This window comes from Mangrovibacterium sp. (assembly GCF_059905295.1).
Window position 1 is genome coordinate 1 of sequence record NZ_JBZQJF010000084.1, and the last position, 15,072, is coordinate 15,072.

The following is a 15,072-nucleotide window of genomic DNA, read 5'->3' on the forward strand; positions in this document are numbered from 1 at the left end:
GGTCCATCAATCCTTCAAATTGTCAATCCTTCAATCCAACGAATATGTCTACAAACTTTAAACTTGCCTGGCGCAACATTTGGCGTAACCGACGAAGAACTTTCATAACTGTAGCCTCGGTTTTCTTTGGGGTTCTGCTGAGCACCTTCATGACCTCGATGCAGGAAGGTACTTATTCCAAAATGATCGACAATGTGGTTAGCTTTTACTCCGGTTACATCCAAATTCATCATCCGGATTATTGGGATAACAAAACAATCGACAACTGCTTTACACCCGATGATACTCTCATGGAGGCGATCCGGACTAATCCGGGAATTCAGTCCTTTGTTCCCCGGCTAGAGTCATTTGCCCTCATGTCTTACGGGAATAATACGAAGGGTGGAGCTTTAATTGGCGTAGATCCGGAAAAGGAAAACGCCATGAGCAAGCTTTCGCAATGGGTAATCCAAGGTGAATACCTGAAGCCAAACGACAAAGGCATTCTATTGGCGGTGAATTTGGCCAAAAACCTGGGAGTAACGGTTAACGACACACTTGTTTTAATGAGCCAGGGTTACCATGGATCCACTGCTGCAGGATTGTTTCCGGTTCGGGGAATCCTTAAATTTCCCTCCCCGACGATGAATAACATGGGAGGTTATATTGACCTTCAAACAGCACAAAATTTTTTCTCAGTTCCGAATCAATACAGTTCACTCGTGCTAATGGTCCACGATTACTCCGATGTAAACCGACAAAGACATCTCCTGCAAAGTCAATTTGGCAACAAATACGAGATAATGACCTGGGACGAAATGGACCCGCTCACCAAAAATATGATTGATGCCGATCGTTCGGGAGCTTACATCACCAAAGGAATTCTCTACACGCTGGTTGGGTTCGGAATATTTGGCACAGTTATCATGATGATGGCTGAACGTCGCAAAGAAATGGGAATCATGGTCGCTATTGGCATGCAAAAAAGTCGGTTAAGCTCCATCCTGTTTTTCGAAATTGCCCTAATCGGATTGATTGGAGTAGTGATAGGATTTGCTTTTAGCCTACCTTTCATCTCATACCTGGTTTATCATCCAATACCGCTGACCGGTGAGTCGGCCAAAGCCTACGAAGAGTTTGGTTTTGAGCCGGCCATGTACTTCTCTGCTCAATGGTTCATTTTTGCCCGTCAGGTGTTAATCGTCTTCGTTCTAACCTTGCTGGTATTTTGTTATCCGCTAATTAAGACTTTCCGAATGAAACTAACGAAAGCACTTCATGCCTAACTAAAAAATCAACCATCATGATACTTGCTATTGCCTGGAGAAATATTTGGAGAAGTAAAACAAGAAGCCTGGTCATCCTGACTGCTTTAACATTAGGTTTGGCTTCCGGGATTTTTTATATGGCTTTTTACAAAGGAATGCTGGATCAACGGATTAACTCGGCTATTAAAACCGAAGCTTCACATATCCAGATTCACCAAAAACATTACCTGGAGAACCCCGATAAAAAACGACTGATAACTTCCACCGACTCAGTTGTGCAAATAATCCGAAACGAGCCGGATGTTAAAGCAATTAGCTGTCGAACAATTATCAACTCGATGATTCAATCACCGACCACAGGATCCGGAGTAAAAATTACAGGAATCGTCCCGGCGGAAGAAGCACAGGTAACAAACCTTCATGCTAAACTGATTGAAGGTGACTACTTCGAAACAAACCGCAGAAACCCGATCATCATCGGCAAAAAGCTTGCTGATAAACTGAAAGTAAAGCTGAAATCAAAAGTTGTAATCACCTTGCAGGATCTAAACAGCAATATCACAGGAGCGGCATTTAAGGTTGTCGGCATCTACGAAACCTCGAATACTAGCTTCGACGAAAACAGTGTCTTTGTCAAATCCTCGGATCTGAATCGTTTATTGGGCCTTAACGCGAACAGTTGCCACGAAATTGCTGTCCTGTTAAAGGATAACGAGGCCCTTTCAACCGTGGCCAATGACTTGACCCGCGATTTTTCACAACTCGATGTAAAAACCTGGCGCGAAATCATGCCCGAAGTAAGCCTACTCGAAAGTAGCTTCGGCTTAACCATGTACATCTTCATCGGGATCATCTTGTTCGCTTTACTCTTCGGCATTATCAATACCATGTTGATGGCAGTACTTGAACGGACCAAGGAGTTAGGCATGCTCATGGCTGTTGGTATGAACCGGATTAAAGTATTTACCATGATTATGACCGAGACAGTTATGCTTTCGATCTTCGGAGGTCTATGCGGAATCATCCTGGGATGGCTGCTTAATCTCTATTTCGGAGTACACGGAATTGATTTGGGGGCCTGGTCAACTGCTTACAAGTCGATGGGCTTTGACACGCTTGTATATACGAAATTAAGCTGGTCAATCACGCTTCAAATTGCAGGAATGGTTTTCCTTACCGGGTTACTGGCAGCTATTTACCCGGCCTTGAAGGCTTTACGATTAAAGCCTGCTGAAGCCATTCGAATTGATATGTAGAAGAATAGAGGCACGAGATTAAAAAACAAAATCCCGAAACTCGAAACACCTAAAATAGGACACAATGAAAGTAATAGAAGTCAAACAGCTGAAAAAGATATACGACACAACGGAAATTGAAGTTAAAGCTTTGAACGGTGTTGATCTAAGTTTTGAACAAGGAGAATTCGCCGCAATTGTTGGGCCTTCAGGTTCGGGTAAAACAACCTTGCTCAACATGTTGGGCGGACTTGATGAGCCCACAGAAGGTGAAATTTCGATTGGCAGCACCAATATTCAAACACTTTCCTCATCGCAACTAATCGACTTCCGGTTACGGAATATTGGTTTTGTCTTTCAGGCTTACAACCTGATTCCTGTGCTTACGGCCATGGAAAATGTTGAATTCATCATGCAATTGCAGGAAGTTCCCAAGAAAGAACGCCAACAACGAGCAATCTCCCTACTCGAACAAGTTGGCCTTGGCGACCGGATCAACAGCCGGCCGGCAAAGCTGTCCGGAGGCCAGCAACAACGAGTGGCTGTTGCCCGGGCACTGGCATCAAAACCGAAGTTTGTTTTAGCTGACGAACCAACGGCCAACCTCGACTCAAAATCAACAGCTAACCTACTCGACATTATGGAGGATCTGAACAGAAAAGAGAACATCACCTTCATTTTCAGCACCCATGATCAGCGGGTTGTCAACAAAGCTCGACGAATTATCACACTGGAAGATGGAAAAGTAATTAGTGATATCAGCAAAAAATAAACCCGAAGTGATGAAAATGAGAATCAAGGCAGCCTTTTTCCTGCTCGTAATGGTCCTTCCCTTCCTGACACAGGCACAGGAGCGAAAATGGACACTAACCGGCTATGTAAAAGACTTGTTTATGTATTACCATCCGAAACAAGTTGACGGATATTCACTCGATACCCAATACACCAACACCATTCATAACCGGCTGAATTTTGCATGGTATGCAACAGATCAATTTACCGTGGTCATCGAAAACCGTAATCGGTTAATTTCCGGTAGCATGGTCCGAAATTTCCCCGCCTATCAATCTGCTTTGAATAGCGATCCGGGATATTTCGATTTATCAGCCATCCCATTCGATGGCAACGCATGGTTTCTTCATTGTATGATCGACCGCGCATACGTGGATTGGACTTCAGGGAATTGGCAAGTTCGAATCGGACGACAACGCGTAAATTGGGGCGTTAACCTGGTGTGGAATCCCAATGATGTATTCAACACCTTCTCCTACTTCGATTTCGACTATGAAGAACGCCCCGGAACTGATGCTCTTCGCATCCAGTATTATACAGGGGCAACATCCTCTGCAGAATTGGTTTACAAGCTGGGTGAAAATCCGAATAAAATGGCTTTGGCTGGTTTATATCGTTTTTCGCATTGGAACTACGATTTTCAATTTATTGGTGGCTGGGATGGTCCCGATCTGGTTGCAGGCTTCGGTTGGGCCGGCGACATAAAAGGAGCTGGGTTTCGGGGTGAATTCAGTCAATTTATTCCACGACAAGCGGATTCCAATTCGCAATCGGCAACGGTAGCTTCCGTTTCCGCCGACTATACATTTCCTTCGTCTTTCTATCTTCACTTCAGTGCTCTTTTCAATAGCCTGGGTGGAAAGGGAGTAGCTGATCTCAATCCAATTCTGAGCAACAATCTGTCTGCAAAATCGCTATCTTTTGGGAAGTATGAGCTTTTTAGTCAATGTTCCTATCCTGTTACCCCCTTGCTAACCACAGCTGTTGCAGTCATTATCAATCCGGCTGATGGATCGATGTACCTGGGCCCGTCAGTCAGTTATTCTCTTCAAACAAACATTGAGCTAATGCTGGCTGGTCAGTTATTTACAGGAGACACAACCAGTGAATACGGCAATATTGGTCAACTTCTGTTTGCCCGACTAAAATGGAGTTTCTAAAATTAGCCTTCAAATGATAAATAATTCAACTTATCGTACTCAACCAATCAAAAAAAGAAACATAATAGTCCATTTTCAGAGATAAGATCTTTCCCCTTTTTTACCCCCAAAAGAAGCCTAACTCGAGCAAATCAAAACAATCCCTCTTCATACAACACCCCGTATAACACTCAGTATCACTGATATTTTAAAATTTCATTTAACTTTTTTGATATCTTTTAACAGCGATCGAATTTAATCATTGCTTAAACTTGTTGACCGTATTGCTATGTCTAACAAAAACGCATGGAGGAAAATTTATGTCAATACGAAAGATCTTTTCTTTTCTGTTTCTATTTACCCTTTTGGGATTATTTGCAGTAAATACAAATGCTGCCGATGAAAAAGCGAGTGTAACGCTCTATACCCCTTACACTCAAGTTTCGGTTCCCCCCGGTCAACCCATCAAGTACTCAATCGAGATGATCAACAACACGAAAGAAGTGGTGGATGATGCGATTCGAATAACAGGCTTGCCCCGAAGTTGGGATTACACCTTGAAGTCGGGGAATTATAACGTCAAGCAACTATCTGTGTTGCCCGGTGAAAAAAAGACATTCACCCTTGATGTTCAGGTTCCGTTGAAAGTCAATAAAGGTAATTATCATTTTAATGTTGTCGCGAATGGAGAAAGTATACTTCCACTAACTGTTACCGTATCGAAACAAGGTACTTTCAAGACAGAATTTACCACCGACCAAAATAATATGTCGGGGCATTCAAACTCATCATTTACCTTTAAAGCCAATCTCAACAACAGTACTGATGACAAGCAGGTTTATGCGCTCGAAGCACATGCTCCTCGTGGTTGGGACGTGACTTTCAAAGCGAATTACAAACAAGTTGCATCAGTCAATGTAGATGAAAACAGTACCAAAGATGTGACCATCGAAATAAAACCACCAGCAGAAGTGCCTGCAGGTCGCTATCAAATTCCGGTTACAGCTGCCACCAGCAACATGACTTCAAAGTTGGATCTGGAAGTTGTGATTACCGGATCATACGCCATGGAAATGAGTACACCAACCGGCTTATTAAGCACAAAGATTACGGCAGGTGACGAAAAAACCCTGGATCTGGTTATCCGCAATACAGGTTCTGCACCACTCGAAGATATTAAGCTAAATGCTACGAAGCCAAGCGACTGGGAAGTTAGTTTCGATCCAAAGGCGGTCATCCGAATCGACCCGGGAAAACAAATGATTGTTCACGCGAAAGTTAAAGCATCGAAAAATGCAATCGCCGGCGATTATATGGCAAAAATTACAGCAAAAACCCCCGAAGCAACGTCAACTTCAGAGTTCCGCATGTCGGTGCGTACACCAATGATCCTGGGTGGTATTGGAGTCCTGGTAATTTTGATGGCCTTGGGAAGCGTCGGTTTTCTGTTTCGTAAATACGGAAGGAGGTAATTGTGAGTGAGTCAATTATTGAGCTCGTCGATCTGACAAAAAAATACGGATCGTTCACAGCTGTTGACCAACTCAACCTGACGATCCGCAAAGGTGAAGTTTTTGGTTTGCTGGGCCCCAATGGAGCAGGCAAATCAACCACCATCCTGATGATGCTTGGACTTACCGATCCAACTTCGGGTAAGGTACATGTTTGTCAGACCAACTCAACAGAGAAGCCAATTGAGGTAAAGCGGAAAGTTGGTTACCTGCCCGAAGATGTTGGTTTTTATCAGGATCGCAGCGGTTGGGAGAACCTGATGTTTATTGCCCAGCTAAACGGTCTGTCACAAAAAGAAGCTGCCGAACGTGCCGAACAATTGCTCCAACGCGTGGATCTTATCGAGCAGGCGGAGAAAAAAACAGGAGCCTACTCCAGAGGAATGCGACAACGGCTGGGATTAGCAGAAGTGCTGATTAAAAATCCGGAAGTTATTATTCTGGACGAACCAACTTCCGGCATCGACCCTAAAGGGATTCAGGAATTTCTCTCGTTAATCGTTCAACTGAGCAAAGAGGAAGGAATAACCGTCCTGTTTTCGTCGCACAACTTACACCAGGTGCAGCAGGTTTGCGACCGTGTGGGAATTTTTGTGCGCGGGAAACTGATTGCTGAGGGTAATATTCAGGATTTATCGCATCAGTTATTCGAAAATGAACCTTATACCATTCATGCCGAGATTGCTTCGACCGAAGCTGGTGCTGCTCAAACATTAACCGAGCAATTGAAACAACTCGAGGGCGTTCTTACACTTCAGCAAAATGGCAAGAAGTTACAATTAGGCTGTTCGTCTGATATTTCGGAGCAAATAGCCCGAACAATTGTGAACAGCGGCATTGGATTACACGCACTACATCAGCGCGAACATGGGCTGGACGATATTTATAACCGCTATTTCCAAGGAGGTGCCTATGCGTAATATGAACCTTGCTTTAGACTTGTCTAAAATTGCGACACCAACAAAGACCAGGGAACGAAAATACCGGACTAAAGCCGTACATCCATTCCGGGTATTAGTGCAAAAAGAGGTTTCCGAGCAGGTAAGAAGCTGGAAATTCATCATCCTTCTGGCAATTATTGCTTTAACCTGCCTGGGATCGCTTTATACATCGCTATCCAATATTGGTCATGCCATTAAGCCGAACGATCCGGATGCAGAGTTTCTATTTCTGAAACTCTTTACTCTGACGGACGGATCGCTTCCTTCCTATACCGTATTCATCAGTTTTTTAGGCCCCTTACTGGGTATTAGCCTTGGTTTCGATGCCATTAATTCGGAACGCAACCGGGGAACATTGAGCCGTGTAATGGCACAGCCCATACACCGCGACTATTTGCTGAACGCCAAGTTTATGGCTTCGCTAATCGTTATTAGCGTGTTATTCTTTGCGCTCGGTTTCCTGGTGATGGGCCTGGGAATTTGCATTATCGGTATACCTCCCACGGCTGTCGAATTCTGGCGTATCGTATTCTTCATTATCATCAGTATATTCTATGTAGCCTTTTGGCTTAACCTGTCGATCTTTTTTTCTGTCAAGTTCAGACAGGCAGCCACCTCTGCTTTGGCGGGCATTGCTGTATGGTTATTTTTCAGTGTCTTCTTTGTTATGATTGTCAACCTGGTGAACAAAGCGACCATGCCGTCGCCTTACGCTCCACCGGCTGTAATCTTAGGCCATGAAAACCTGATGCTCAATTTAACCCGCATTTCGCCAAGCACATTATTCAGCGAAGCAACATCAACTATGCTCATGCCATCAGTGCGTAGCCTTGGACCGCTTACAGTACAACAAGTACAGGGCGCAATACCAAGTCCGCTTCCACTGGGACAAAGTTTGCTTTTGGTTTGGCCACAGGTTACCGGACTAATAGCCGCGACCGTTGTTTGTTTCGCTTTAAGCTATATCAGTTTTATGCGAAAAGAAATTCGTTCCCGTTAGTAAGTTAACGCGAAGGATCTCTGCCTGTTAGTTAAAAAGCCGGATTTGCTACGAGTCCGGCTTTTAATCTAAAATAATCGTATTGATGGTTCGTTTTTTGTATAACTTGAAAAGTCAAAACAATCAAACATCAGGAACCATGAAACTCAAACTACTCGCACTCATTCTTAGTTTACTTAGCCTGAATAGCTGGGCACAAACCGACACCTTAGAGTTCAACCTTATTAAGCAATCGATAAATAATGGCGACAACGATCTGGGAGATTTTCAAGCATTTACTAAAAAATGGTTCAAGAGCATCGAAAAATTCGGAGGCTACCCAAACTTACCGGTCGACGACAACGGGCAAGCTCAATACTCCTACTTCATTCAGAATGATCAATTATCGAAGGCCGAACTCTTTCAGCATAGTCTTGAATGGTTAGCTGTGAACCAGAATATTTTACCCAACCAGACCTACAATAACCTGGATGATGGCAAAATTATATTCTACGGTTCGTTTCCTGCGGAGCAATTCAGCTGCAATTATACAGGAGTTCTCACGATAAAAGAGGGGAAAATACTTTTTGAATTCATGAACCCGACTTTCCAACAGTTTGTACAAGGACATTATAGCGGCGACAGCTGGGTATCCGACCAAACGATTAGCAAGCCACTGACTTCGCTCTACCCGGTCTATAAGCAGCCCAATTATGAATGGTCGGCAATCTGGCAGCTTTTTAAAATCACCAATAAAACCATCCCCGATACCGTTTATAGTTTATCGGATTACGTTCAGAACTACAAACAGAACAACGATTTTTGAAAGTACCAATCGATTTTTTGTGAAATCGTCCGAAGTCATCCATTGCGGTGGAATGAAAAGGAACTGCGGTTTTACCAAAAGTAGAAGCGGTTCTATCAAAAATCCAAGCGGTTCTATCAAAAGTAAGTGCGGTGGAATGAAAAGTTCAAGCGGTTCTGCGAAAAAAGTGTGCGGTTCTGTGAAAAGTTGATACAATTGTATAAGAAGTAGACGCGGTTCCATGAAAAATGGATGCGGTTCTATAAAAGTGTGACTTTTCCTAAAATAGCTTGACAGATTTATACTCTATTTTGACTGTTACAAAAATGGGATAACGCTAACTTCCGGCGCTATCCCATTTCAAGTTTTATTTACGAAGTAAAACTCTTTATTCAGTAACGAGTTTCATTTCGTCCAACAAGTAGCCTGCCCCTGCGAACTTATCAATTAAGAACAGGACATAGCGAATATCCACCATGATGTTGCGACATTGATCCGGGTCGAACATGATATCGCTCATTGTGCCTTCCCAACAACGGTCGAAGTTGATCCCGACAAGCTCTCCATTAGCATTAATTGCCGGGCTGCCTGAATTTCCTCCGGTGGTATGAATCGAAGCAGTAAAGGCCACCGGCATTTGTCCGTTATCGCCATATCGTCCATAATCTTTCGCATCGTATAAATTTCGCAATTTTTGCGGCACATTATAATCGTAAATATTCGGATTATCTTTCTCCATAATACCTTTCAGGGTTGTATAATACTTGTACACTACCCCATCGGCAGGTTTGTAGCCTTCAACCTTTCCGTAAGCAACACGCAGTGTGAGATTGGCATCGGGATATAACGCTTTTCCGGCCTTCATGGCCATAATGCCAGCCATATAAGTCTTTTGAAGGTTATCGATTTCATGGGTTATTTCGCGATAAGGATGCTCAATGTTTGTCAGGAAATAACCACGCAATTGGTCGAATAAGGCAATCACCGGATCTTTCTGAAAGCGTCCAATCGTTTTTGAATCCAGCTCGTCTACCATGGCTAACAGTTTAGCTTTATCGGTTAATACTGATTTACGATAAACTTTCTTCAATAACTTTTCGTTCGAATATTTATCCAATAATTTTTCGAAATCGTCCGGTAAAAACGAAGGATCCAGATCCGCTTTCAACATGCGCAATAGGCCTGTAAAAACAGCTTCATCTGTGGCTTGGTCATAGTCTTTAAAATGCGCCTGTATTTCTTCCCTAAGCTTTTTCTTTAGTGCTTCCTGTGCTTGGCTTCCTGCAGCAGTCCACGAATCTCTGTTGCGTGGAATCTTGCTGGCCAACTGCAAAATATCGGTTCCCCTAAAAACAATTTCAACATAATAATTATAAGCCCGGTCATATGGCATCAGGTCGGTATATAATTTATGAAAGCCGGGTAATACATTTGCATACTTAACCTTTAACTCATCCGACTGCTTGTACCATTTTTCAAAATTGTCCTCAAAATGATGCTTAATATCCAGGGCATCCATCCGCTTTAAGCCACGAATTTCGCCTTGCCAGCGTTTCCATGAATTACTGGTTGATGCATATTTCGAAGCATATTGAATCCGAACTTTCGGATCAGCTTCCATATGAGCCCGCATAATATCCAGCTTCTCCGTACGAATCTTAATCTTATCCGGATCACTTTGCTGCATCAACATCTCCACTGCATCCGATGGTAAATACTCGTTGGTAGTTCCGGGAAAACCAAAAATCATCACAAAATCGTCGGGGTGAATTCCCTTTAACGAAATCGGGAAAAAAGACTTGGGGTGATAAGGAACATTGTCCGGCGAATAATCAGCCGGTTCATTATTCTGATCAGCATAAACCCGAAAAACAGAGAAATCGCCGGTGTGACGCGGCCACATCCAGTTGTCGGTATCTCCACCAAACTTGCCAATTGCTGAAGGCGGAGCACCAACCAAGCGAACATCGCGATACACTTTATAGACATACAGGAAGTATTGATTGCCTTTAAAAATGGGTTTCACAACAGCATCAAAACGATCATCAATCTTAGCCTCCGCTTCAATTTGCTGAATATTTTTTTTAATCTGAACGTCCTTCGCATCGGCATCTAAACCAGCTGTATGAGCAAATACCTTATCCGAAACATCTTCCATACGATCCAGAAAACGAACAACCAAACCGGGATTCGCCAATTCTTCGTCGCGCGACTTGGCCCAGAAACCGTTTGTAAGGTAATCATGCTCCAATGTACTGTGCGACTGAATTTGAGAATAGCCGCAATGGTGATTGGTCAGCAACAATCCTTCATTCGACACCAGCTCGCCGGTACATCCGCGACCAAACAACACCACCGCATCCTTCATGCTATTGTGGTTAATGCTGTAAACATCATCGGCAGTCAAGCGGAAGCCCATTTTCTGCATTTCCTCAATATTGTACTTCTTTAGTAGTGTCGGGATCCACATCCCCTCGTTGGCCGAGGCCAACAAAACGAGATGCAATAAAACTCCAACCAGTAATAATCTAAATTTCACCATCGTATTCTTTTTCTATGCTTTCGAATTTTAAAAAATAAAAAATGCTGGCAAGCCAGCATACAAAAATAGAACCAGAAGAAAATAACTCTCCTGATTTTCATCAGCTAAGAGCTGAATTTAGTAAGAATATACCAATTTTAAAACTCGTTCAAGTACTGATAAAGCTTATGAACCGGCAATCCCATGACATTATAAAAGGAACCTTCGATTTTATAAATGCCAACAAAGCCAATCCACTCCTGAATTCCGTAAGCACCTGCTTTGTCGTATGGTTTATATTTTTCGATGTAGAAGTTAATTTCCTCGTCCTTTAAATCATCAAACCAGACTTCGGTTACGGCATGAAAAGAAACTTTCTTTTCTTTAGATTGAAGATTTATACCGGTAATTACCTGGTGCTGAGTTCCTGAAAGGGCTTTCAACATTTCGAAGGCTTCATTCTTGTCTGCTGGTTTACCCAATACTTTATCATCTTTCCAAACAATCGTATCAGCTGTAATCAACAGTTCGTCGTCAGCCATATCCGGAACCAGAACATCTGCTTTCAGTTGAGCCAGATATTCCGGAATAGCAGTCATTCCCAGCGTTTCGGGATAGAACTCATCAACATCAGCTGGCCTGACTTCAAATTCAAGTCCAAGCTCTTTTAGCAACTGCTGACGACGTGGCGATGCTGATGCTAACACCAATTTATATTTCTCAAGATTCTTCAATATCATTATGTTGACCTCCAATAATATGACTTTTCGTTGATCCAAGTGTCCTGTGCCCGCATCACCTGCTCAATCACATCGCGCACACAGCCCTCTCCTCCGTTTTTCTCTGAAATATACAAAGAAATTTCTTTGATTTCGTGTACGGCATCCTTCGGACTGCAAGGAAATCCAACTAGCGACATAATTTTATAATCGATCAAATCATCGCCCATATACAAGACTTCGTCAGCCGTTACTCCCACCTTTTCCAAAAAGTCGTTAAGAGGCTGTACTTTATCGCGAACTCCCATATAAATATGCGGCACGCCAAGTTTCTCGTAGCGCAGTCGTACACGCTCAACAGCACCACCTGTAATAATGGCTACGTGATAGCCCATATTCATCGCATTCCGAAGGGCATAACCATCCTTTACGTTGGCTGTACGCATTGGATCGCCATTTTCGTTCAGTGGTGATGTATCCAGAGACAGAACACCATCAATATCAAAGACCAGGGCCTTAATATTTTTCAGTTTATCTTTTACAAAAGTCATGTTTATTTGGATTTATGAGCTTCAAAAATACTCTTCGATACAAAACTATAGATTTCCTGTAGTTTGGGTTGATCAGCCAGAAAATCCAAATGCTTATTAATAATTGCTTCATCAAATCGTTTGGCTGGTCCGGTTTGTGCATCAAAAGGATCGATTTCCATTACTTTGGCTGCCGTTTCCGTAATCAACGGCTTCAGCAACTCAAAATCGACACCATACTTTTGAACAATCCGGTGCGAAAGATAATAGAAGTGATTGACAAAATTACAAGTAAAAACAGCTGCTAAATGCAAACTTTGCCGTTGAGCAGAACGGATCTCTTCAACCTTATTTGATAAGCGTTTCGCCAGTTCTTTCAGCTCTTCCAGCAGTTCGGGCTTAGCGGCTTCCAGGCAAATTGGTATTTGCGCAAAATCAACATCCCGCTGCTTCGAAAAGGTCTGTAATGGATAAAATACACCATAGAAATCGGAATGCGGTTGCAGTACTTCCATCGGCAAACTGCCCGCTGTATGTACTATAAATTTGCCGGCTAAATGCAATTGAGAAAGAACATCAGTCAACGAATCATCCTTCAATGCAAATACAAACAAGTCGGCTTCCATATTTAACTCAGAAAGCGAATTGGTATATTCACAGTTTAATTTAGAGGCCAGCATTCGTGCCGACTCTTCGGTCCTGCTATAAACTTGTAAAATTTGAATCCCGGATTTGAAGAGTGCTTTTCCCAACTGTGTTGCCAGGTTTCCAGCACCGACCAATGTTACTGTTTGAATCATTTTCTACCTGTTTCGTTCGTTCAAAGTAACAAAAAAAGCATCAATAAAGCTGAAAGTTCACACAGTATCCTAAGGTTGATTTCCGCCGGTCAATGAATCTTCCAATAAATATTCCCTATTCATCAGAAACAGACCGTAGAAGAACAAAAATACATATCCACCGGCGTGCGTATCCAAGTTTGAATCGCCAAAATTACTCACAAAAAGAATCAATAGGTATAGTAAAATGAGTTCGCTTCGATGTGCTTCAAAATGAAAGATAGGTCCTAATAACAAAATTAGAATAGCTAGAGTACCAAGGATACCAAAACGAACAAGCCAAGCCATATACTGATTGTGTGCGTCTGCATATTCACGCTCGTCCATTAATGATCCCATGGATTTATAAGCATCATGATAAGCCTGTTTCCAGTTCCCGGTTCCTACACCAAACCAAGGATGCTCCTTCCAAATCATCCAGGCAGCCTTCAGATATTCTATCCGTTGAGCAATCGATTTTTGATTGGAATTCCCTGTTTTAAAAAAATGATCGAGTTCCCATATGCTAACATACAGCCTGGGGTATAAGGATAAACGCCTACCTGCAAGTTTATAGTTACTAATTCCTTCTTCAACATTACGGACATCCTGATCGGTCAAGGCAGCAATCCCTTCTGCATCCTTTGGTAAATTTTTGGAAGTCAAATACCGAATGAGGGTATCTTTAATCTGATTTCCTCTTGAATCGCGTCCATCGTATGAACAACCGGAACGTTTGTTCCATCCACTCCGTAATTCAGGATCACAGATATAAAGACCTATAAAGTGACCATTTTCAGTGAAAGGATTCGTTAAATCATGCCAATAAAGATTTCCTTGAGCCGTTTTTATGGGTAAAGCATCAATATCTATAGTGTCAGTATCGTAGAAATCGTGAGCGACTTTCGCAACATAGATTGCAGGCAATACCAGAAATGCACACAACATAAGCGATAAGCCGATTCGTTGTTTTATATTCCCGGAATCGTGAATCATTCGCATAAATACAAAAAAAAGCACTACACCTAGTGTCAAAATCCCGGTTAAAGATTGCTGCCAAAAAAGGAAGAACAGAAGAAAGGCATTAACAGATATCCATAATAACTTTTCGACCGCACTATATCCTTTCCCATACTTCCGCCCCAAATATAACTGAATGACAAACACCAGGTCAATCATTAAACTAAACCGAATGTGGTGTATAAACCCAACAAGCTGGGCATCGAGTAAAGCCTGCTTATTGCTCAGTTGAAATTGCAAAAAGGTGATTAATGCAGCTAAAAATACAGATAGTGAAAACAACTGCAGAACATTTCGAAATTGCCTTAAATTCAGTTTTGGCCCAATTAAAAATGAAAGAGGAAAAATTAAGAATGGAAGAGCCTTTTTTAAATCGTAGATGCCTTCTTTAAACTCGTTACAAAACAACAGTCCTAAAACGTTTAATAAATAAACACCTGTAACCAGTATTAAATATTTTCGATCTTTAATCTCAACCTTCAGTTGCTCATAATCGGCACTTATAAAGGCAGAAATAAGTAGAAGTACTCCGGCAACAGAGATTAATGCAATCGAAAAAGGTGATGCAACACAAAAAAAAATTAGGCTGTAATAAAACAAATCCTGTTTCAAATAGATCTTCATGGATAGGTATTGATTGCCATTCCGAAAGATAGTAAAACAAATATGAAGGTAAAGTTTGGGGTAATAAAAAACCCGTTGCTCAGAAGAACAACGGGTTTAAAAAGAGGGCGACGACCTACTCTCCCACATAAATGCAGTACCATCGGCGCTGGCGGGCTTAACTTCTCTGTTCGGAATGGGAAGAGGTGGAA

Annotated in this window: 13 protein-coding genes and 1 rRNA gene; 8 read left to right on the plus strand and 6 right to left on the minus strand. The window is 42.3% G+C overall.

The window, feature by feature from the left end:
* The 8 genes from AC37HE_RS04580 to AC37HE_RS04615 all read left to right on the plus strand — a co-directional run.
* Positions 1 to 1,265: ABC transporter permease (locus tag AC37HE_RS04580; RefSeq protein ID WP_500781607.1), on the plus strand; the 1,265-nt coding region annotated here is incomplete at its 5' end.
* A gap of 17 nt (positions 1,266 to 1,282) precedes the next feature.
* The gene (locus tag AC37HE_RS04585; RefSeq protein ID WP_500781608.1) at positions 1,283 to 2,503 is read left to right on the plus strand and encodes an ABC transporter permease; all 1,221 of its coding nucleotides are present in this window, start codon (positions 1,283 to 1,285) and stop codon (positions 2,501 to 2,503) included.
* Between the two features lie 64 nt (positions 2,504 to 2,567).
* The gene (locus tag AC37HE_RS04590) at positions 2,568 to 3,254 is read left to right on the plus strand and encodes an ABC transporter ATP-binding protein (protein ID WP_500781609.1); all 687 of its coding nucleotides are present in this window, start codon (positions 2,568 to 2,570) and stop codon (positions 3,252 to 3,254) included.
* Positions 3,255 to 3,264: 10 nt separating this feature from the next.
* Entirely contained in the window at positions 3,265 to 4,434 is a 1,170-nt protein-coding gene (locus tag AC37HE_RS04595) for a hypothetical protein (protein WP_500781610.1), read from the plus strand.
* 299 nt (positions 4,435 to 4,733) lie between these two features.
* Positions 4,734 to 5,885, plus strand: coding sequence for a COG1470 family protein (locus tag AC37HE_RS04600; protein ID WP_500781611.1), 1,152 nt, complete (start codon positions 4,734 to 4,736; stop codon positions 5,883 to 5,885).
* A gap of 2 nt (positions 5,886 to 5,887) precedes the next feature.
* Entirely contained in the window at positions 5,888 to 6,844 is a 957-nt protein-coding gene (locus AC37HE_RS04605) for an ABC transporter ATP-binding protein (protein ID WP_500781612.1), read from the plus strand.
* On the plus strand, positions 6,792 to 7,865 hold the full coding sequence (locus AC37HE_RS04610; protein ID WP_500781613.1) for an ABC transporter permease: 1,074 nt from the start codon (positions 6,792 to 6,794) through the stop codon (positions 7,863 to 7,865). The genes AC37HE_RS04605 and AC37HE_RS04610 overlap by 53 nt, the downstream gene beginning before the upstream one ends.
* A gap of 139 nt (positions 7,866 to 8,004) precedes the next feature.
* Positions 8,005 to 8,670, plus strand: coding sequence for a DUF4468 domain-containing protein (locus tag AC37HE_RS04615; RefSeq protein ID WP_500781614.1), 666 nt, complete (start codon positions 8,005 to 8,007; stop codon positions 8,668 to 8,670).
* Between the two features lie 367 nt (positions 8,671 to 9,037).
* Here the strand turns inward: AC37HE_RS04615 and AC37HE_RS04620 are convergent, their stop codons facing one another.
* From AC37HE_RS04620 to rrf, 6 genes are all read right to left on the minus strand, one after another.
* Positions 9,038 to 11,191, minus strand: coding sequence for a S46 family peptidase (locus AC37HE_RS04620; protein ID WP_500781615.1), 2,154 nt, complete (start codon positions 11,189 to 11,191; stop codon positions 9,038 to 9,040).
* A 137-nt stretch (positions 11,192 to 11,328) separates the two neighbouring features.
* On the minus strand, positions 11,329 to 11,910 hold the full coding sequence (locus AC37HE_RS04625; protein ID WP_500781616.1) for a Maf-like protein: 582 nt from the start codon (positions 11,908 to 11,910) through the stop codon (positions 11,329 to 11,331).
* On the minus strand, positions 11,910 to 12,440 hold the full coding sequence (locus tag AC37HE_RS04630; RefSeq protein ID WP_500781617.1) for a KdsC family phosphatase: 531 nt from the start codon (positions 12,438 to 12,440) through the stop codon (positions 11,910 to 11,912). The genes AC37HE_RS04625 and AC37HE_RS04630 overlap by 1 nt, the downstream gene beginning before the upstream one ends.
* Before the next feature lie 2 nt (positions 12,441 to 12,442).
* A complete protein-coding gene (locus tag AC37HE_RS04635) occupies positions 12,443 to 13,219 on the minus strand; it encodes a Rossmann-like and DUF2520 domain-containing protein (protein WP_500781618.1) in 777 nt (258 codons plus the stop codon).
* A 69-nt stretch (positions 13,220 to 13,288) separates the two neighbouring features.
* The gene (locus AC37HE_RS04640) at positions 13,289 to 14,869 is read right to left on the minus strand and encodes an O-antigen ligase family protein (RefSeq protein ID WP_500781619.1); all 1,581 of its coding nucleotides are present in this window, start codon (positions 14,867 to 14,869) and stop codon (positions 13,289 to 13,291) included.
* Positions 14,870 to 14,983: 114 nt separating this feature from the next.
* A 5S ribosomal RNA gene (gene rrf, locus AC37HE_RS04645) occupies positions 14,984 to 15,072 on the minus strand; the annotation flags it as partial.

Excerpts from the sequence above, each read along its gene's own strand:
- AC37HE_RS04585 (WP_500781608.1), top strand. The coding sequence starts at position 1,283 with ATGATACTTGCTATTGCCTGGAGAAATATTTGGAGAAGTAAAACAAGA.
- AC37HE_RS04590 (WP_500781609.1), top strand. The coding sequence starts at position 2,568 with ATGAAAGTAATAGAAGTCAAACAGCTGAAAAAGATATACGACACAACG.
- AC37HE_RS04595 (WP_500781610.1), top strand. The coding sequence starts at position 3,265 with ATGAAAATGAGAATCAAGGCAGCCTTTTTCCTGCTCGTAATGGTCCTT.
- AC37HE_RS04600 (WP_500781611.1), top strand. The coding sequence starts at position 4,734 with ATGTCAATACGAAAGATCTTTTCTTTTCTGTTTCTATTTACCCTTTTG.
- AC37HE_RS04610 (WP_500781613.1), top strand. The coding sequence starts at position 6,792 with ATGGGCTGGACGATATTTATAACCGCTATTTCCAAGGAGGTGCCTATG.
- AC37HE_RS04615 (WP_500781614.1), top strand. The coding sequence starts at position 8,005 with ATGAAACTCAAACTACTCGCACTCATTCTTAGTTTACTTAGCCTGAAT.
- AC37HE_RS04620 (WP_500781615.1), bottom strand. The coding sequence starts at position 11,191 with ATGGTGAAATTTAGATTATTACTGGTTGGAGTTTTATTGCATCTCGTT.
- AC37HE_RS04625 (WP_500781616.1), bottom strand. The coding sequence starts at position 11,910 with ATGATATTGAAGAATCTTGAGAAATATAAATTGGTGTTAGCATCAGCA.
- AC37HE_RS04630 (WP_500781617.1), bottom strand. The coding sequence starts at position 12,440 with ATGACTTTTGTAAAAGATAAACTGAAAAATATTAAGGCCCTGGTCTTT.
- AC37HE_RS04635 (WP_500781618.1), bottom strand. The coding sequence starts at position 13,219 with ATGATTCAAACAGTAACATTGGTCGGTGCTGGAAACCTGGCAACACAG.